Below are 19112 nucleotides of genomic sequence, written 5' to 3'. Positions count from 1 at the left end.
TCGATCGCTGTTATCACCAGATTTTTTTGATTCCCTTTCCCAAGGGTAAAATCCGGTGATAAAGGCGAACGCTCCGCTTCTCTAGCTTTGTTCTGTCCTCTCCGTTGGGGTGTAAATAAAACGTTCAAACATTCAAACAAAAGATTAAGCATAGGTGGAGTAAAGAGAAAGGCGTCTCCAGGGGTTGTTGCCCTGGAGACGCCTTTTACATTTATAAATTTAAGTCTACAAGTTAGGCTTATATCTCTAACTTGTAGCATTGATCCTACGCCTTGACTTTACCTTACGCCTTCGGCAGTTGGAACGAGCTTTTCAGGGATACGACCCGGTTAAATACCGGACGTCCTGGCTCGGAATGTTTTGGATCTACACTGAAGTAACCATGACGGAAGAATTGGAATTTATCCTGAGCGTTCGCTTCCTTCATCTCTTGCTCCACATACCCATTAACAATCTCAAGGGAGTTCGGGTTCAGTTGATCCAGGAACGTTTTCTCCGGTTGCTCTTCCACAACCTCAGGTTCAGCCCCAGCTACTGCCACTTCCACCTCTGCTTCGGGTGCTTCATCCAGGATCAACGGCTCATATAGACGGAATTCAGCAGGTACCGCTTGAGTCGCTTCTACCCAGTGGATTGTTCCTTTGACTTTACGACCAGTGAAGCCACTGCCGCTCTTTGTCTCCACATCATAGGTACAATGAATCTCAGTCACATTGCCTTCTGCATCTTTGATCACATCGTTACATTTGATGAAGTATGCATGTTTCAGACGAACTTCGTTGCCAGGGAACAAACGGAAATATTTGTTCGGCGGATTCTCCATGAAATCGTCTTGTTCAATATAAATCTCACGGGAGAACGGAATTTGGCGATTACCCATTTCCGGGTTCTCCACATTGTTCTCTGCTTCAAGCCATTCCACTTGCCCTTCAGGGTAGTTGGTAATAACCACTTTGAGCGGGTGCAGGACAGCCATCGTGCGTGGAGCTTTCAGTTTCAAGTCTTCACGTACAAAGTGTTCCAGCGTTTGCAGGTCGATAACTCCATAGTTTTTGGAAATGCCTGTCTCATATACAAAATCACGAATAGCTTCCGGTGTATAACCCCGGCGGCGCAGACCCGAAATTGTTGGCATACGTGGATCATCCCATCCATCCACATGTCCTTCATCTACGAGCAGTTTCAGCTTCCGCTTGCTTGTTACCATCTGGGACAGATTCAGGCGACCAAATTCATATTGATGCGGTTGGTTCTCCATCTCACATTCCGCAATAACCCAATCGTAGAATGGACGTTGATCCTCAAACTCCAGGGAACAGAGAGAGTGCGTCACACCTTCAATTGCATCTTCAAGCGGGTGAGCAAAGGCGTACATCGGATAGATGCACCATTTGTCACCCGTGTTATGATGGTGTGCATGTGAAATCCGGTAAATAACCGGATCGCGCAGATTGATATTCGGTGCAGACATATCGATCTTGGCACGCAGCACTTTCTCTCCGTTCTTGAATTCACCTGCACGCATACGTGTGAACAGGTCGAGATTTTCTTCCACCGAACGATCACGGTACGGGCTGTTCTTACCCGGCTCCGTCAGCGTTCCGCGCATTTCACGGATTTCGTCGGCGCTTTGGTCGTCGATATAGGCTTTACCTTTTTTAATTAACAAGATCGCACGGTTGTACATCTCATCAAAATAATCCGAGGCAAAACGTTTCTCGTTCCACTCGTATCCGAGCCATTTCACGTCTTCCTGAATGGATTGAACGTACTCCACATCTTCCTTGACCGGATTCGTGTCATCAAAGCGCAGATTCGTTTTGCCGCCAAATTCGCCGCCCAGCGTAAAGTTAATCCAGATCGCCTTGGCATGGCCGATATGCAGATAACCGTTCGGTTCCGGAGGAAAACGGGTAATAACTTCCTGGACTTTCCCAGACCGGAGATCTTCGGTAATAATATTTTTGATAAAGTTAGGTGGGGTTGTACGATTGTCCACAGGTATCAAACCTTTCATGAATTGATTGGAACTTTCAGTAATTGCAACGCGTTTCATTTAAATATACCTTTAACGGGGGAGGAGTTCAATAAAGAAGGCACCAAAGTCAGGTACAGCCGTGCATAAATAGGCCCAAAACCATTTTGACGGGTTCGCTCGAATCATGTAGCATGATAGTAAAATCAAATTAAAGGGAGGGTTTCCCATTCCATTGAACTCGCTTAAACTGACCAAAGAACAGCAGGATGAAGCCATTCGCACCATCCAGTCGTATTTCGAAGAGGAACGTGGCGAAGAACTCGGCGATCTGGCCGCTTGGGGTGTCCTCGACCTGTTCATGACACAGCTGGCTCCCTACATATATAATCAGGCACTCCGTGACGCTCGCACAACGGTTAATCAACGCATGGCCTCAATGGAAGAAGACCTGTTTGCACTGGAGCAAAAGTTACCCAAGACTTCCCGTTAATCCACTACAAAATAAACCCATACTATACAAAGAAAGAAGGTTGCATTCATGTTTACCTATTCATTGGATGAATATACCGAACTTCGGCCACTGGCCATGGAACATACCAAACCGCTGTTTGAACTGACGGATCGCTCGCGGGATCAACTGAGACATTGGTTGCCGTGGGTGGATCATGTGACAGAAGTGGAACACACCTCAAACTTCATTACTAACGCATTAAAACAAGGTGCTGAAAATGGCGGCTTCACCGCAGGCGTGTGGTTAAAAGGCGATCTCGCAGGCGTCATCGGATTCCACGAAATTAACTGGACTAACCGCTCGGTAAGCATAGGATATTGGCTTGGCAAAGGTTTTGAGGGTCAGGGCTTGATGACAAGTGCTTGTCGCGTTCTGGTTGATTATGCACTAGTCACACTGGATCTAAATCGCGTCGAGATTCGCTCGGCAACAAACAACAAACGGAGTCGCGCCATCCCTGAAAGACTCGGATTTGTTCTCGAAGGTGTCATTCGTCAGGCAGAAAAGCTGCCTAAAGGTTACGTTAATCATGCAGTGTACGGCATGCTTCAGCATGAATGGGAACTCTTGCGCTAATTCGCCTACATAATGAATCGGAGTGATCTCTCCCAACATATCGGAATAAAATAAATACCCTCTATCTCCACGGAATGTGGTGACAGAGGGTATTTTATTGTATTCATGACTTTTATAGGGCTCGGACCATGCCACCATCCACGATCAATGAGGTTCCGGTAATATACGTATTGGCCCCGGATAACAGGAAGACCACCGCTTTGGCAAACTCCTCCGGTTGACCGTAACGTCCTAGTGGAATCTCTTTACGGAATTGGTCAGATACCTCTTCCTCACTAATTCCGTTCTGCTCTGCCCGTGCTGCATCCAGCTCACGAATGCGGTCTGTTGCAATACGCCCCGGCGCTACCGTGTTGATCAAAATTCCGTATGGAGCCAGCTCTTGAGACAAGGTCTTCGCCAATCCAAACACGCCGGTACGGAACGTATTGGACAACACCAGACCCGGAATGGGCTGTTTCACCGAAGTTGAAGCGATATTGACAATGTGTCCTCCGCGTTCTTTCATATAAGGAAGTGCACCACGAATCAGCCTTACATAGCTGAGCACATTTAATTCAAATGCCCGTTCCCAATCTTCATCCGTCAGTGATTCAAATGAACCCGATGGCGGGCCACCCGAATTGTTCACCAGAATATCAATCTGCCCAAACAGCTCCGCTGTCTTGTGAATCAGCGCCTCAATATCTTCCTTGCGTGTTACATCGGTTGCACAATACTCCACACGTCCGCCACCACCAAGCGCCAGAAGCTCCTGCTTCACTGCTGCGAGCTTTTCTTCGCTCCGGCTGGCGAGCATGACGTCAGCACCTTCTGCTGCCAATTGAGCGGCTACCGCTTTGCCCAGCCCTCGACTGGAAGCCAGCACCAGTGCTTTTTTACCTTGAAGTCCCATGTCCATCGTTGTTCCTCCTCCTCAGCTACGTTTCTATTTGGTCTGGATAAAATAACCCATAAGAATATCGTCCACATACTTGTCTCCGATATAAAACTCAGACACCAGCCTGCCTTCCGTCACAAATCCACACTGGGTATAAAACGTGATGGCTCCCGGATTGCTAGAAAGTACGCGCAGCCTGAGCTTGCGAACGCCTTGTTGGGCCGCATGCTGCTTGATGGCATCCATCAAAGCAGTAGCAATGCCACAACGTCGATCATGAGGATGAACCGCAATATGAATCTCGTAGACATGACGGTTGACCGGCATACCTGTGGCTGGCTGAAAGCCAACATAACCACATACCCGCTCTCCCTGCACTGCAATCAATTGACTGCCTGGCGGGCAATGCTGCAGATAGTGCTGTCTGGAACGCCAATGCATCGGTGCAGGAGAGGTGTGTTTGTCCCATACCAGGGCATCCAACTCCATTAGCTGGGCCGCATCTTTAATCTCGGATGGACGAATCGTAAATGTATGGCTGGTAAGCATAATGATTCAACCTTTCGTGCTATAGTCGACAACGCTGTACGTTACAACGTTGGGAGAGTTAAGAACGTTGAGAAACTTAGGAATAGGAAGACATTGTTCGTTTACTTCACTATTTAAGTTTTTTGTTCTATATATTGTAGCATAGCCTCAGCTTTGACTAAAATTCCGCTCGATATTGAACCTTTTAGCAAAATGAAATAATCACTTAACCTTGCCCTAACGTCATAGTTTATACTGGTTCGATAAGGAGGGGATGCATGATGAATATCAAAGAGGCAGCAAGCAGGCTTGGTATATCGGCGAGAGCCATTCGTTTTTATGAAGAAAAAGGGTTAATTCTACCCGCCAAACAGTCCAGTAACGGGTATCGTACATACACTGAGAATGATATCTGGCGGCTTCAGACCATTGCTGCGCTACGTGAGATTGGCATGTCGCTACAGGATATTACACATGCGCTCGGAGAGATTGATCAAGGAAACCAGCAGCGGCTGGAAGAATACCTTGAGCTGCAACAGGCCGTCATGTATGCCCAGTGGATTGAGTTGAAACGTATGATGGATACAACCCAGCGCATGATTGACCTGAATCGTCAGGACGGACCGCTGGATGTCAGCCATCTGCACGACCTTGCGGACAGTGCGCGGCGTCTGCGTGAAGCACGACAGAACTGGCATGATCGGTGGAATTATGACACCCAGGCAGCCATCCATGATCAGCGAGTGCAGGCAGAAGGCAGAGTCAGTACTGAACATCCCAATTCAGAGGGCAGGCATCATTCGGCCAATGCCTCGCCTATAAGCGCTGAGAATGAAGTTTCACATCCACACCAGGATACAGATCATTCCACGCCGAGCGACTCCAATGATACGGTACAGTCTTCCTTTTATCTGTATCACAACTATGACGAAGCGCTCGAACAGACAGCTCATTGGATCTCTCCCGCTCTTGGTGAGAAAGGACTCGATATTGGTACAGGCACAGGTAATCTGGCTGGGAAACTGCTACAACACGGCGCAGACATGACTGCAATCGACCAATCCCGGGAGATGCTGCGCAGATGCCGCACCAAATATCCCGAGATGCATGTGAAACTTGGTAATTTTCTGGCGCTGCCTTTTACCGATCATTCCTTCGACTTTGTTGTATCCAGCTTTGCTTTCCATCATCTGAGTCCAGACCAGCAACTACTGGCCTTACAGGAGATGCAGCGGGTATTAACCTCGCGCGGACGTATCGGTCTAACGGATCTGATGTTTGTTGATGCGACTCACCGTGATTCCTATATTCGGCAGGCAGAGACCACAGAACACGAGGAACAGCTGCGCGCCTTACGCGAGCGTCACTTCCCTCTGCTGGGTGAGCTATGCAGCTGGCTGGAGCAGCAGGGCTACGTAACCAAGCATGTGCGGCATAATGAGCTGTTGCATACGTTGCTGGCAGTTCCGCTGCGGTGAGCAATCATGAGCATATGCCAAAAAGGCCATCCCGCCTTGAATAAAGGAGGATGACCTTGGTGTACATCATGTTATGAAATTACATATAAATATCAACAACCGTACGCTCAGTTGCACTGCGTGCTTGTCTGAACTCATCAAGCGAGATGCTTACACCGCCCTGACGGTAACGGTTCGCTGTACGCTCGGTACGAATGTCCTTGCCATTCACGGCTACACGGCTCACAGCACCTTCGTTCAAGTGATAGATAAACGTCACCGGCTCACCCGCATACACAAATTCGAATTGCATGCCATTCAGCTCAGCTGGCAATACCGGGTCAATGACCAAATCGCCGCCCTCTTGACGAATGCCAAGCGCATTGGAGATCAGCTGGTTCATGTAGATTCCAGGGCCGCTGGAGTAGATTCTCCATCCGCCTTTCACTTGTACAGTCCCTTTACGAAGCTGGTCAAAATGCTCCTGAGCCTCGTAACGTGTATTAAACTTGCCGTCTGAACTACTGAAGTACGAGTTCGCTTGGCGAATCTCCGCGTTAGGTACAACCTCACCGATACCAACCGGGTTGATCATCGCGAGACCATTCCACACCTGATCTGTCTTACCCAGCTTCGCCATCGCTTCCACGTAACGGATATGGGCGTGTACATATTGCAAACCAATCTCACGTCCAAAGTTGGATGCTTGCTCTGCACGTTTGAAGTGTGTGCTTACACCGCCAGCATATTGAGCCGGACGATTCATCAGACGTACGCCATCCGGGCACAGGAACTGTTCACGGATCAATGCGTAATGTGATTCTGCTTGCTCCGCATTCAGCAATTCACCGATCATGCTGCGCGTCATTGGCAACAGGCGATATTGAATGCCTGTCTCTGTGTCCGTTGGATGAAGCATCAGCTTCGCTTGGTCGGCTTCTTCCATGTACACAAAGCCTGGAATCACATCTGTGCCCAGCATGTAACGGTTAAAGTCCTCACGAATGCCTTGAGCCAGCACGTCAAGCTCCTGTGCAAAGTCTGCATCCTTGAATTTCAGCGCTTGCGAGAGCACATTCACGGACTGATACGTCAATGCCACCGTCCAACTGCTCACCATGTATTGCTTCAGCTGTGCATTGGCTGGTTGGAGCGTATCATCCCAGTCGCCATCTCCGTAGGAAGACAGGAACGTATCGTGCAGGAAGTGCGAACGGATATATTCGATCTCTTTTTTCGCGTGATCCAGTACCGTTGCCGTCTCTTCCGTGAACCCAAAGCTATGCTTGACGGTATAAGGTACTTTCTCATCCAGAATCGCATAATCGCGAGTCGCTGTCAGGTAATCCGCCAGCACTTTCAGCGGCCATACGATGATGTCGCCATGACTTTCTTCCTGTTGAATTGCAAAGTATTTATCAAACATGAACCATTGCGGCCAGTTGCCATCATCTTCATATTGGTGGGTATAAACCATTTTGATGATATCGCGAACTTGCTCATATTTTTGCGTTGCCATAAAGTACTCCACCGGACCTTGGCACACATCCCGTGTACCCCAAGCCGCGCCGCCATACTGTTCCAAACCGTGAGGCACAGAGTAGTGAACCAGCATGTTGTGGGTGTACCACCAAGCCAGCGCATTTACTTTGAACAGATCCTCTGCACGCTGACCTTCTCCACGGGACAAACGGAACCCGTTCATCACACCTGCGAAGAACTCGCGGTATGCCTGCACTTCCTCTTCAAATGTCAGGCTTGAACCTGCTACCACTCCGCTGTCCGCTTGGCCTTCCAATACCCCTTGTACCTTCAGCGTCCATTCAGCACTTGCTTCCAGACTAAGCGTAACCAGTGATGCAGAACCACTGCGGATACCACTTGCCAGCAACGTTTCGTCCCCTACATTCACAGCTGCGCCGTCCACCGACATGCGGTATTGCAGATCTGGGTACGTTCCTGCACTAATCGCTTGTGGATCAGCCTTGAAGATCAAAGTATCGCCATCCTGCGTCATATGCAGCGGATACTCGTATTCATTGACATTCATCGTAATTTGGTTCGTTACCAGGTAACGGTATGCCGTACCACTTGTGGAGCGTACGTTCATGCTCACTTCGGTGGTGTGTGCCCCTGTATAGTTCGTCACGATGATCGTATCGGATGCCGTTTTGTAGATCCAGCGTGCATAGTTGAAGCCAATCTCGAACAGGGATGGCATTGTCAGCAGACGATATTGTCCGTCCATTTCCACATAGATGCGTTGTCCCGCCGTTTTCGGCACATTTAATGCATTGCGGGCATTACTGATCATTTTATTAAAATTGGTGTTCCCAATAACGAGCTGTGAGTTGAAAATACCGTACATATACGATGTCGTTGTAATAACCTGTGCCCCAAGTTGCACGTTGCCACCACTCATCAGAATGTGACCGTGTGGACGCTCCACAAGCAGTTCTTTTGCTTTCAGAACGATATGTTCATAGCTGCCTGTGAAGAAGGATAACAATTCCTCGCCACTGTGCTCTTCCTGATGACGATCAGGGAACAGATCATGAATCTCATCTTGTGTCAGATCAAGTGTAACCAGAGGTTCACCCAGGGAGGAGGACAGTTTCACCTGTTCCAACGTATCACCGTTTTCCACAGTCAGAGCCTGTACTTCATTCCAAGCTGCTGTAACTTCATCTCCGAATTCCAGGGCAGAGATTCCTTCGGCATGATTAGGCTTCGCCAGTCCGTAGAAGACCACCTGAGCCTCTCCGTTCAGATTCAGCAGTTCCGATTGCAATGCGGTATAGGCAAATTCATACTGATACGTCTCATTCGCCAGTGTTGGGCGATTCAAGCTCTCTGGTTGATTCGTTTCCTTGTACGACAGACCGAAGAATTGGAATCCATCTGTGGAATAACCGACTGCTTTGGTCAGGGATCCTTGCTGCATATACGGAAATGCACTGCCCTGAGGCTGGTTTTGACGGGAACAAACGACATAACCTTTCGCTTCATCTTCAAACACCGTATGGTCAATGTATTGTGACAGATAAGCTTCATTACTGCGTACCGCACCTGGATCAGCAAGACCTACATCCTGTCCGTACACCACGTCTACGTTAAGTTGTTGTCCTGTGAGCTTCACATCCCAGAACCAGACACCTTGCGTTGTAGCCGTAAATACGACCTGATAGCCAATGCCTTGTTCATTACCTTCAAGCTGGACTGTGCCCTCCCAGATCAACTGGTTGCTGGACTGTGCTTTGCTTGTAATCACCTTGCTGTTCGAACGTACACCGAGCAACGGGAACGAGCTGATTTTCTCTCCCTCATGCACACGCAGGTACAGGTTGTTCAAAGATCCATCAATCTGGTTGCTGAGCAACTGGTTCAACATCGTTGTACCGGATGTAGCTTGGTACAGGTCTCCACTGTTCAAAAAAGTAAAGGATAACTCTCCGGCACTTAACCGGATCGGTTCATTAATCATCGTTGTCATAAGGTTCACTCCTTGAATTAGTTAAAATCGAAACGTTTCGATGAATCTGAAAAAGAATAGGGGCCTCTTCAAACCGGCTTTTTACAGCCCGTCCGGACGATAACCCCATCATTAAACTTTTACTTCAGCATGCGGGCAGTTCTTTGTTGTTCAGATTCGGTCTAAACCGAACGTACAGAGCTGCGCTCGATCATATTAATCGTTAACGTATATGAAGAGTCAACCGCTTCGCCATTGAGCATCTGGAATAACAGATGTCCGGCGAGCGACCCGGCTTCATGCTTCGGCTGGCGTATCGTTGTCAGCGGTGGATGCACATATTCGGACAACTGAATATCGTCAAAACCGATCACGGAAATGTCATTCGGCACCGATACACCGCGCTCTTCCAATGCCTTCAGGCCGCCAATCGCCATCTCATCGTTACCGTAAAATACCGCTGAGGGAAGCTCGCCCTGCATGATCATCATCTTGGTTGCACTGTATCCGCCCTCACGCACAAAGTTACCGTTCAGTCGCCATTTGGACTTTTCTTCAAGTCCCGCTTCCCGCATCGCTCGCAGATACCCTTGGTAACGGAGCGCGTTGTCATACGAGTTGGATGGGCCACTGATATAAGCAATCTTCTGATGTCCTGCCTGAATCAGGTGGCGGGTTGCAAGGTAACCGCCCTGCTCTCCATCCACCAGCACGTTGACCAAATGGTCACTCGACAGCTGACGATCCATCACAATGATCGGAAACCGATGACCGGCAGATTCTACCAGAATATCATCATGAATGTTATGCGCCAGGATGATGGCTCCATCTACTCTTTTTTCACGCAAAAATCGTACTGCCGTTGAATCCCGTCCACCCATGGAGCTGCACGCAATCAGGTCATACCCATTCGCGAGGGCTACATCCTGTACACTACGGATCAACTCCGAGTAATATGGGCCCGACAGATCGGTCAGGATCAAAGCGATCGTGTTTGTCCGGCTCCGTTTCAGGTCCATGGCAAAGCCGTTCTTGCGGTAATTCAGTTCTCGTGCTGCCTCAAGCACTTTAGCCTTGGTCTTGGCACTAACCTTGCTATCCCCGCTCAGCGCATAGGAAGCAGTCGAGAGTGCTACACCTGCGAGCTTTGCCACATCCTTAATCGTTGCCATTCCACATTCGCTCCTTCTAAACTAGAACAAATTCTAAGGTTATCTACATTTTATACGGTACATGGTCTTAACAACCACTACATCCTATACAATCGTTCATTAATCATTTTACATAGCAATGGTATAGCTATCAATCGAAACGTTTCGAGGTATTCTCAAAAAAAATCCTTGTCTCCATCCTTAGGGTACCACTGTTAATGTTCCTCATTCCAATATATACAAATAATGATGGTTATGACGCGTCTTTCAATCTGGCGTCCTATGAACCGTTATTGCCTAACACAATGAAACGGGTAGCAAACGTCAGATTGAAACGTTTCGACATTTTCATTATAGTCGGTGTTGATAGCGATTTCAACCACTTTATCCATTTTCCACAGAAAAATATAAAATGCTCAATCTGTCCATCCACGTCACTCCGTTTATAGTATATACTGCATAATAGTTCAGATTCGAGAATTTCGCCAGTATACGAAGGGCATAAGAGGAATGATGCCCTTGCCTACCTATGTAAGGAGACGGTTATTTAATGCATACATCCAAACCAACTTATCCTAAAAAATCGCTGTCGCACCCAGTTCCCTTGCAGAAAGTTCAGTCCATCCCTGATGTCCTGTTCAAGCTGCGCCATCTGGTGCAGCTTCACGACCGCGAGGCATTCTCCCGCATAGATGAGATGTGGAGCACTCTTCATGTGCTATATGTCATTACTGCTGGCCAGGCCAGGCTGATCAGTGCAGAGGGTAAACTGACATTAAATGCAGGCTGTGCAGTCGTTCGACAAGCTGGAAGCCTGCTTCAGCACGAGAACAAGCGTGGCTCCCTGTCGCCAGTACAGGGCATTGCTATTGCTTTTGATTCCACTGAAAATGAACAGCTTTTCTGGCCTTTCGGGATACCAGCTCCCATTGCGAGTCGTACTCTCACCGATAGGGCAGTAGAGCTGGTTCAAGCAAGTTCGAAAGGCCATGATTCCAGTCCATTCAGGCCACATATGCTTTTCTATGACTTACTGGATATTTTGCGGGATCATGTGGCTCATTCTGCTCATGAAGATCACTCCTGGCTCGATGCCGTGCTCAGACATATCCATCAGATGTATACCCATCCGTTGACCCGCGAACAATTGGCACGAGATGCGAATGTAAGTCCCGAGCATTTCTCACGGGAGTTCAAGAAACATACAGGTCTTACGTTTGTTGAATATGTAACTCGTCTCAGAATTAGAATGGCTCAAGAACATCTGTTGTTCGCGAACCCTACGCTACAGGAGATTGCACAACTGACAGGCTACAGGGATACCTTTTATCTGAGCCGCAAATTCAAACAGATGGTTGGATCAGCACCAACACACTACCGGAAAATGCCCAAAAAGATTGTATCTTTGACTTACAATTATACGGCCTCACTTCTGGCACTGGGCCACACTCCCCACATGGGCGCCGTTGCCAGCTGGATGGAAGAAAAACTGGGGGAACATGGTCATAATGGTCATGAACAATTTGAGCAACATTCCGAATATGAGCTGGTTAAACATCCAGAGCTGATTGCGAATGCTCATCCTGATGTCATTATCGGTTATGCACCACATCCCGCTTCTGATGAACTACGTCTGATCGCACCGACCATTCTGATGCCCTTTGAGGAACTTGATTGGCAGGAGCAGCTTCTTCATCTCGGCCGAATTACTGGGCTTGAGTCCAATGCACAAGCGTTGTTAGATAAATATCATCAACTTGAGCAAGAGGCCAGTCATACATTAGATCAATGGATGGAAGGAACACGAGGGTCCGCAGTTTGCATGTTTATGATTGGAGAGGACGGCGCTTATATCTATGGTCATGGCTGGGGCAGAGCTTCTCACGTGCTGTATCAATCGCTCGGCTTCACTCCACCGTCACGGATGGAACAGGATGGACAGTTACTTACGGGGTACGTTCATGTTCCGTTGTCCGAGATTCACTTATATGCCGCAGATCACATGTTTGTTGCCTACCCTGAGAAACCTGCCGAACGAGAAATGCTGGATAACCTGCTGAATCAGGAATCTTGGGGCACTCTCTCCGCCGTTCGTGAAGGACGTGTATACGAGATTGATGCCGACATGTTCTATGGATTCGATCCCTTGTCTGTTATGGAGCAGTTGCAGCATATCATGCGTCACCTCACATCATAATTGTCCATGCAGTACTGATCATAGTTGTCCATGTACAAATATCACGTCTTCCCCTATGTTATAAATGAGAATAATAATCATTATTGATTAAACACAGGGGGAACAAGAATATGTTTGCTGCAAAAAAACGCTTTTCCGGCTTGCTGCTTATGCTCGCCATCATTATGATCCTGGCTGCTTGCAGCAGCGGAACAGGCTCGACTGCCACTGAACAGACATCGGCAGCGGGAACTGAAACGACAACAGGCTCTACCGAGACTAACACAGACACGTCGTCCGGTTCGGATAATTCAAATGCTACGCGAATCTACAAGTCATTAAGCGGGGATGTTGAAATTCCGGCTGAACCGAAACGGATCGTTACCGATATGTACGTAAGTGATCTGCTTGCACTGGGTGTGAAACCCGTTGGGGCTGTTCAATATTATTTGGAGAACCCGTTCTATGCCGAGCAGGTGGCGGGCATAGAGAGTATTGGTGATCGGGCGGCGGTATCCATGGAGAAGGTTGTTGCCTTGAACCCGGATCTGATCATTACCTACTCTGATCAAGCCGAAGAGATTGAAAGTTATCAAAAGATCGCACCTACCGTAGTGATTCCTTATGGTACATTCACCAATGTGCATGACGAAATCCGGGGATTCGGAGAACTGATGAACAAATCCGAAGCAGCCGAAGCTTGGCTGAAAACGTACGATGAACGGATTGAAGCTGCTCGTGCTAAGGTGAAAACCGTCATTAAACCGGAGGAAACCTTCTCCATCCTTGAAGTATCCGACAAAAGTTATTATGGATATGGAGACAATTTTGGTCGAGGCGGACAAGCGGTCTACAGTGCTTTGCAACTTGCCCCACTCGAAATCACCAAAAAAGAACTGATGGGTGATACCCAATGGAAAGAGATTTCGCGTGAAGTTGTTGGTGATTATGCAGGGGATCATATCTTCTTAACCGTTGGAGAGAACAATAAAAATTACCAAGGCGACTCCATCTGGCAATCCCTGCCGGCTGTGAAAAACAATCAGGTGTATGAGTTGCTGGAAGACCGTTACTGGTACTTCGACCCGATTGCGATTCAAGGTCAGGCTGAAGAATTCGCCGATATGATCGTAGAACGTGCAGAACAAAACCGTAAATAACACAAGGATGAATACAGGTGTCCGGATAGGCTAGGGCGCGTCTAAAAACTCCGAAGGAAGCAGATTTTGCCGAATTTTCGTTCCAAGCCAGGAAGTTTTCCGCGGGCGTGCCGGGGCACGTCAAGGGAAAGTGACGCAGCAGGGGGCGAAAAGGCGGTAAAAGATGCACTTCAGCGAGTTTTGAGACACGCCCTAATCAGCCTGCTCGGGCATTTGTGTCATATCGAGGAGGACTTACATATGCTTCGCCGTTTTATGTCTTATTATCGCCCTTACAAAAGGCTCTTTATATTGGACTTCTCCTGTGCCATCGCCGCCGCGCTGCTGGAGTTAGCCTTTCCACTCGCCGTTAACCGGGTGGTCGATCAACTGCTTCCGGCTGGCAATTGGTCCATGATCTTAGCAGCGTGTGTCGGGTTGCTCGGCATCTACCTGCTCAGTTCCTTTTTCCATTATGCAGTGACCTATTGGGGCCACAAGCTTGGCATTAACATCGAATCCGATATGCGGCGTGAACTGTTCCAGCGAGTACAGAAGCAGTCCTTCCGTTTCTTCGATAACAATAAGACCGGACATCTGGTCTCCCGCATGACCAACGATCTGATGGATATTGGTGAGATCGCACATCACGGACCCGAGGACTTATTTATCGCCTTTATGACACTGGCCGGAGCTTTCGGGATTATGCTGGGGATCAACTGGCAGCTCGCTGTGATGACGTTTATCATCGTTCCGCTGATGATCTACCTGTCACTGTATTTCAGTCGCAAAATGTCCAAGGCGTTTAAGCGCATGTTTGCGGATATCGCCGATTATAATGCACGGGTAGAGAACAATGTGAGCGGCATCCGTGTGGTACAAGCTTTTGCCAATGAAAAGCATGAAGTAGGACGTTTCGTTGAGAACAACGAACGTTTCAGACTCACCAAATTGATCACCTACCGCATTATGGCCTGGAACTCTTCACTCAGTTTTATCCTGATGAAATTTGTATCGCTGTTTGTACTGGTATGTGGAACCTGGTTTGTCATTCAAGGCAGTATGACATACGGAGAATTCATCGCTTTTGTGATGTTATCCAATGTATTCCTCGGACCGATTGAAAAGATTAACTCCGTCATCGAGACGTATCCCAAAGGCATCGCCGGATTCAGACGTTACCTGGAGTTGCTTGAAGCTGTGCCGGATGTAGAAGATACACCTCAGGCGAAACCGATTCCGAATGTCAAAGGCGATATTGCTTTCCATAACGTTACCTTTTCTTATGGAGAACACAAACCTACGCTGTCTCAGGTCAATCTGAATATTCAGGCAGGCCAGACGGTTGCTCTGGTTGGACCTTCGGGCGGAGGTAAAACGACGTTATGCAGTCTGATCCCACGCTTCTATGATGTCGATGCGGGACATATCTCCATCGATGGCATTCCGGTGAAGGACATGACACTGGAATCACTGCGCTCCCATATCGGGATTGTGCAGCAGGATATTTTCCTGTTTGATGGAACGATTCGAGAAAATATTGCATACGGCAAACTGAATGCTTCCGATGAAGAAATCTGGCAAGCCATTCGCCGGGCCCAACTGGAAGAGCTGGTACAGTCCCAGCCAGATGGACTCGATACCATGATCGGTGAACGTGGCGTGAAGTTGTCCGGCGGACAGAAGCAACGTTTGTCCATCGCAAGAATGATCCTGAAAAACCCGCCAATTCTCATTCTGGATGAAGCTACCTCCGCACTCGATACCGAGACGGAAGCTGCCATTCAACTGGCGTTGTCCGAGCTGGCCCAAGGACGTACGACATTGGTGATCGCCCATCGTCTGGCGACGATCAGACACGCCGATCGTATCGTAGTGGTGGAGAACGGCAGCGTAGCCGAACAAGGAAGTCATGAAGAACTACTCGCTCGTAAAGGCCCATACAGCCGACTGCATCAAGCCCAGTTTGGTTAAAGGTAGGCTTAAACGCTTTAAGTTCAATATATGAGTTGTACAAATAAGTCACTACAGCAGTAAAACAACCTTCCTTCTGTACAAGAGGGAAGGTTGTTCTGTCATCGAAGTGGCAAGTGTAAATGACATTTAGTTCAATTTATATCACTTACCACCCAAAATGGCATTCGCTCGCTCACGAAAATCCTTTGCCGCTTGCTCAGGCGTAATTTTGCCAAACAGCAGAAGATCATACAACTCTCGCAATACCGCAGTGACCTCGGGTGCACCTACAGGATCAGGCGGGTCCATCTGAGTGCTGTTATCCGCAACCCAATCAATATAGTCAAACACCTGCGCCAGCTCCGGTTCAACCACCAGCTTCATCCGCTCTTTGACACTGGATGAGACGGGCACACCCCGCTCCCCTTTGAGCAGCAGATTGGCATCCAAATCATTCACAAAAAAGCTGATGAACTTGGCCGCCTCCTCCTTATGTCTGGAATTGCCCGCCATGGAGAAAAACATGCCTGGCTTCAAAAACAATCCATCCTGGCTGTTTGGCCCAGGCATTGGGGAGATGGTTAAGGGTTTGCCATAACGCTGAGCGGTGCTGATAAATTGGTTGGAATACCCCCAGCTAAACAAAGCCTCTCCCAGATAAAACGGGTCGTTATCAGGCTGGCCAATGTCGGATGTCCAGATATCCGGTGCAAAAATAAGCTTTTTCTCCGCGAGCTGCTGCATCCTGCCAAAGTAATCAATAAACAATCCATCATCCTCATAACCCAACCTCTCGCCATCCTCGGCGTACAGCTTGGAACCGTATTGTCTCAAGTAATACGCGAAAAACTGTTCCGGCGTGAAATAGGTTCCCAGATAGATGCCTTTCCCGAGCAATTGCTCGCCCATCCGGTCAAAATCCGCCCATGTCCACGTATCCGTTGGCAATTCAATATCATTGGCCTTCAACACTTCCGGATCATAGATGCTGAGCATGGCGTTAACCCCCAAACTGAGACCATAGGTTTTTCCATTCAGGCTACCACTCTCCAGCTGATCCTTCTCAATATATGTCGTGTCGATTAGCCCACTCTGCATGTACGGTGTCATATCCTCCAACAGTTGCAACGAACTGTACTGGGACAGATAGGAGATGTCCATCTGGATAATGTCGGGCAACGCATTGCCTGCTGCATGTGGGGCAAGTTTTCTCCAGTATTCGTTGAAACTGCTATATTCGTATTCAATGTTTACATGTGGATTCAACTTCTCATACAGGTTGATAACAGCTATCGTTGCATTGTTGCGGAACTCCCCGCCCCACCATGCGATTCGCAGCGTTATCGGCTCTTCGTCCACAATCATGCCTGGCCTTTGATCCAACTGGTTCACGCAGCCAGGAAGAGTCAGCATAAGACAGATCATGCCTATGGTTCGCCATAATCTTCTCATAGCCTCTCCTCCTTACCTGGTGATGGGGGTGGCAGCAGCACCATTACTCTTGTTCCAAGCCCCGGCTTGCTCTCCAGCAAAACATCATATTCTTCTCCAAAAGCCAGACGTACCCGCTCCCTGATATTCAGCAGACCAATACCTGTTCCTCTGGTCTTCACTTCTCCGCGCATCACTTGTTCCACATATTCAGGTTCCATGCCGGGACCGTGATCCTCCACGATAAGGGCCAACTTGCCACCTGATATCTCGGCATACACTCGAATCAGACATGATCCAACCTGCGGTTCCAGACCATATTGAATGGCATTCTCCAGTAATGGCTGTAGGGTCAACTTGGGAATGGCACACCCCAGATAAGAAGCAGGCACATCCATACGGAAATCCAGCCGCTGCCGGAAACGGTAGGTTTGAATGGTGATATAATGATTGACGATCTCCAGCTCTTCGGCAATGGTAATGATATTTTGCTTGAAGCTGATGGAGGAACGCAGCAAATACCCAAGTGACAGCACCATACTGGAGATTTGCTCCTGTCTGTTCTTTTTGGCCAGCCAATGGATCGAATCCAATGCATTATACAAAAAGTGAGGATTGATCTGCGCCTGTAATGCCTTGAACTCTGTTTCCTTAATGACCAGTTGGCTTGCATAATTTTCTTTGATCAATGTATTAATATGTGTAATCATCAGTCGATACGTACGCTGTAATAACCCCAGTTCATCCATGTGCTGGTGGGTTGGAATGGACAGATTGGCGTCTATGTTCTCCAGATCCCCATACTGAACCTCCTTCATCTGACTGATAAGCTGCCTGATCGGCCTTGTCAGACTGCGTGCGAACACCATACCAAGCGCGAGAACAACCAGAATGGCGATAAGATAAACGACAATCAAACTATTTTTCAACCATATAATACGTTCAAAAATTTCATCATAAGAGGCCATATTATAATACACCCAGCCGGTGTATGCGGATTTCTTCTGGGAAAGAAATATCTCCCTCCCATCCAAATTTTTGATCTCATATCCCCCACTGCCTGGAAGTGGATTCAGCCCCGTGGACACCGCTTCTGGAAGCTGGCGATAAGGATAGACCACCTCACTGCCTGCTTTTAAAATAATGTCACTGTCCTGGCTATCGATGCCCGCATACTCCTCAACGAGTCGCTCGATATTAATACGCAGAAACAGTATGCCTACCGGTTCCAGGGTCATCGGTTCGTAGGCTCTCACCTGACGGACCATAACCAGCATCGGGTCATCGTCATCAGGGTATAACCAGCGTACTGCACCATTGGCCTGCTCCGCAGCCGCAATCATCCGATCATATTTTTCCTGGGATACGGTTAGTGTCTCGCCATATTTATTGACTCTTCCTCTGGAATCAATCAGATGAACGGATTGCACATAACGTGCAGCCCCACTAATATGCTCCCATAGCCGATCCGTGATCTTCTTTCGTTCAATAAAGCTTGAATATGCGCTATCGTCATCCAGCAACGACTTCAAAGCTCTTTGAATCTGAGTATCAGAGATCATGTTTAATGATAACGCTTCCAACTTCTGAAGTTCAACATCCACTGTAGACGAAGAAAGGTTCAGAAGTCGGGATGACTTATCAAACAGCTGTTTGTCATACACCGAGTACGTATAATACAAGGACCCAAACGCCAGGATGATGATAAACGCCATCATGAACATAATCATCAGAAACATTTTCATTTTGATGCTGAGTTTGCGGTAGGCTGTCATGACCAAAGCGCTCCTTTGAACCACGTGATACTACTAGGTATATCACATGCAGGAAGGTTTTCCCAAAGTTTTAGCGCTCGAT

Annotated in this window: 13 protein-coding genes; 6 read left to right on the top strand and 7 right to left on the bottom strand. The window is 48.1% G+C overall.

Features of this window, described 5'->3' with window-relative positions:
* Positions 1–283 precede the first annotated feature (283 nt).
* Positions 284–2017: a glutamine--tRNA ligase/YqeY domain fusion protein gene (locus J2X75_RS23285; RefSeq protein WP_310340950.1), complete on the bottom strand. Its 1734-nt coding sequence runs from the start codon at positions 2015–2017 to the stop codon at positions 284–286.
* 193 nt (positions 2018–2210) lie between these two features.
* Here J2X75_RS23285 and J2X75_RS23280 point away from each other — a divergent pair, with 193 nt between their 5' ends.
* Both J2X75_RS23280 and J2X75_RS23275 read left to right on the top strand, forming a co-directional pair.
* Positions 2211–2468 (top strand): DUF2164 domain-containing protein, encoded by a 258-nt coding sequence (locus J2X75_RS23280; RefSeq protein WP_091012850.1) that lies wholly within the window; start codon positions 2211–2213, stop codon positions 2466–2468.
* A 48-nt stretch (positions 2469–2516) separates the two neighbouring features.
* A complete protein-coding gene (locus J2X75_RS23275; protein WP_124116580.1) occupies positions 2517–3065 on the top strand; it encodes a GNAT family N-acetyltransferase in 549 nt (182 codons plus the stop codon).
* 112 nt (positions 3066–3177) lie between these two features.
* Here J2X75_RS23275 and J2X75_RS23270 read toward each other — a convergent pair whose 3' ends face one another.
* On the bottom strand, positions 3178–3966 hold the full coding sequence (locus tag J2X75_RS23270) for an SDR family oxidoreductase (protein ID WP_307541646.1): 789 nt from the start codon (positions 3964–3966) through the stop codon (positions 3178–3180).
* 27 nt (positions 3967–3993) lie between these two features.
* On the bottom strand, positions 3994–4494 hold the full coding sequence (locus tag J2X75_RS23265; RefSeq protein WP_310340546.1) for a GNAT family N-acetyltransferase: 501 nt from the start codon (positions 4492–4494) through the stop codon (positions 3994–3996).
* 257 nt (positions 4495–4751) lie between these two features.
* Here J2X75_RS23265 and J2X75_RS23260 point away from each other — a divergent pair, with 257 nt between their 5' ends.
* Positions 4752–5951, top strand: a complete 1200-nt coding sequence (locus J2X75_RS23260; RefSeq protein ID WP_310340543.1) for a methyltransferase domain-containing protein — start codon at positions 4752–4754, stop codon at positions 5949–5951.
* A 79-nt stretch (positions 5952–6030) separates the two neighbouring features.
* On the opposite strand, the gene J2X75_RS23255 is transcribed toward J2X75_RS23260, so the two are convergent.
* On the bottom strand, positions 6031–9423 hold the full coding sequence (locus tag J2X75_RS23255) for a GH36-type glycosyl hydrolase domain-containing protein (protein ID WP_310340540.1): 3393 nt from the start codon (positions 9421–9423) through the stop codon (positions 6031–6033).
* 161 nt (positions 9424–9584) lie between these two features.
* The gene (locus J2X75_RS23250) at positions 9585–10574 is read right to left on the bottom strand and encodes a LacI family DNA-binding transcriptional regulator (protein WP_307541638.1); all 990 of its coding nucleotides are present in this window, start codon (positions 10572–10574) and stop codon (positions 9585–9587) included.
* Between the two features lie 529 nt (positions 10575–11103).
* Here J2X75_RS23250 and J2X75_RS23245 point away from each other — a divergent pair.
* From J2X75_RS23245 to J2X75_RS23235, 3 genes are all read left to right on the top strand, one after another.
* On the top strand, positions 11104–12750 hold the full coding sequence (locus J2X75_RS23245; RefSeq protein WP_310340531.1) for an ABC transporter substrate-binding protein: 1647 nt from the start codon (positions 11104–11106) through the stop codon (positions 12748–12750).
* A gap of 110 nt (positions 12751–12860) precedes the next feature.
* Positions 12861–13889, top strand: a complete 1029-nt coding sequence (locus J2X75_RS23240; protein ID WP_310340528.1) for an iron-hydroxamate ABC transporter substrate-binding protein — start codon at positions 12861–12863, stop codon at positions 13887–13889.
* A 240-nt stretch (positions 13890–14129) separates the two neighbouring features.
* Complete coding sequence (locus J2X75_RS23235; RefSeq protein WP_249912707.1) at positions 14130–15842, top strand: ABC transporter ATP-binding protein; 1713 nt, start codon at positions 14130–14132, stop codon at positions 15840–15842.
* A gap of 144 nt (positions 15843–15986) precedes the next feature.
* Here J2X75_RS23235 and J2X75_RS23230 read toward each other — a convergent pair whose 3' ends face one another.
* Together J2X75_RS23230 and J2X75_RS23225 are read right to left on the bottom strand one after the other, a co-directional pair.
* Positions 15987–17276 (bottom strand): ABC transporter substrate-binding protein, encoded by a 1290-nt coding sequence (locus J2X75_RS23230; RefSeq protein WP_310340523.1) that lies wholly within the window; start codon positions 17274–17276, stop codon positions 15987–15989.
* Positions 17273–19030, bottom strand: a complete 1758-nt coding sequence (locus J2X75_RS23225; RefSeq protein WP_310340520.1) for a sensor histidine kinase — start codon at positions 19028–19030, stop codon at positions 17273–17275. The genes J2X75_RS23230 and J2X75_RS23225 overlap by 4 nt, the downstream gene beginning before the upstream one ends.
* Positions 19031–19112: the final 82 nt, after the last annotated feature.

Origin of the sequence: Paenibacillus sp. 2003 (assembly GCF_031455635.1) — a bacterium.
In the GTDB taxonomy this organism is placed as follows: domain Bacteria; phylum Bacillota; class Bacilli; order Paenibacillales; family Paenibacillaceae; genus Paenibacillus; species Paenibacillus amylolyticus_B.
Note: the sequence above shows the minus strand (reverse complement) of the source record. Positions and strands in the feature narration are given on the sequence as shown.

Coding starts and splice junctions, on each gene's coding strand:
- J2X75_RS23235 (WP_249912707.1), top strand. CDS start 14,130: ATGCTTCGCCGTTTTATGTCTTATTATCGCCCTTACAAAAGGCTCTTT.
- J2X75_RS23255 (WP_310340540.1), bottom strand. CDS start 9,423: ATGACAACGATGATTAATGAACCGATCCGGTTAAGTGCCGGAGAGTTA.
- J2X75_RS23225 (WP_310340520.1), bottom strand. CDS start 19,030: ATGACAGCCTACCGCAAACTCAGCATCAAAATGAAAATGTTTCTGATG.
- J2X75_RS23260 (WP_310340543.1), top strand. CDS start 4,752: ATGATGAATATCAAAGAGGCAGCAAGCAGGCTTGGTATATCGGCGAGA.
- J2X75_RS23250 (WP_307541638.1), bottom strand. CDS start 10,574: ATGGCAACGATTAAGGATGTGGCAAAGCTCGCAGGTGTAGCACTCTCG.
- J2X75_RS23275 (WP_124116580.1), top strand. CDS start 2,517: ATGTTTACCTATTCATTGGATGAATATACCGAACTTCGGCCACTGGCC.
- J2X75_RS23230 (WP_310340523.1), bottom strand. CDS start 17,276: ATGAGAAGATTATGGCGAACCATAGGCATGATCTGTCTTATGCTGACT.
- J2X75_RS23240 (WP_310340528.1), top strand. CDS start 12,861: ATGTTTGCTGCAAAAAAACGCTTTTCCGGCTTGCTGCTTATGCTCGCC.
- J2X75_RS23265 (WP_310340546.1), bottom strand. CDS start 4,494: ATGCTTACCAGCCATACATTTACGATTCGTCCATCCGAGATTAAAGAT.
- J2X75_RS23285 (WP_310340950.1), bottom strand. CDS start 2,017: ATGAAAGGTTTGATACCTGTGGACAATCGTACAACCCCACCTAACTTT.
- J2X75_RS23245 (WP_310340531.1), top strand. CDS start 11,104: ATGCATACATCCAAACCAACTTATCCTAAAAAATCGCTGTCGCACCCA.
- J2X75_RS23270 (WP_307541646.1), bottom strand. CDS start 3,966: ATGGACATGGGACTTCAAGGTAAAAAAGCACTGGTGCTGGCTTCCAGT.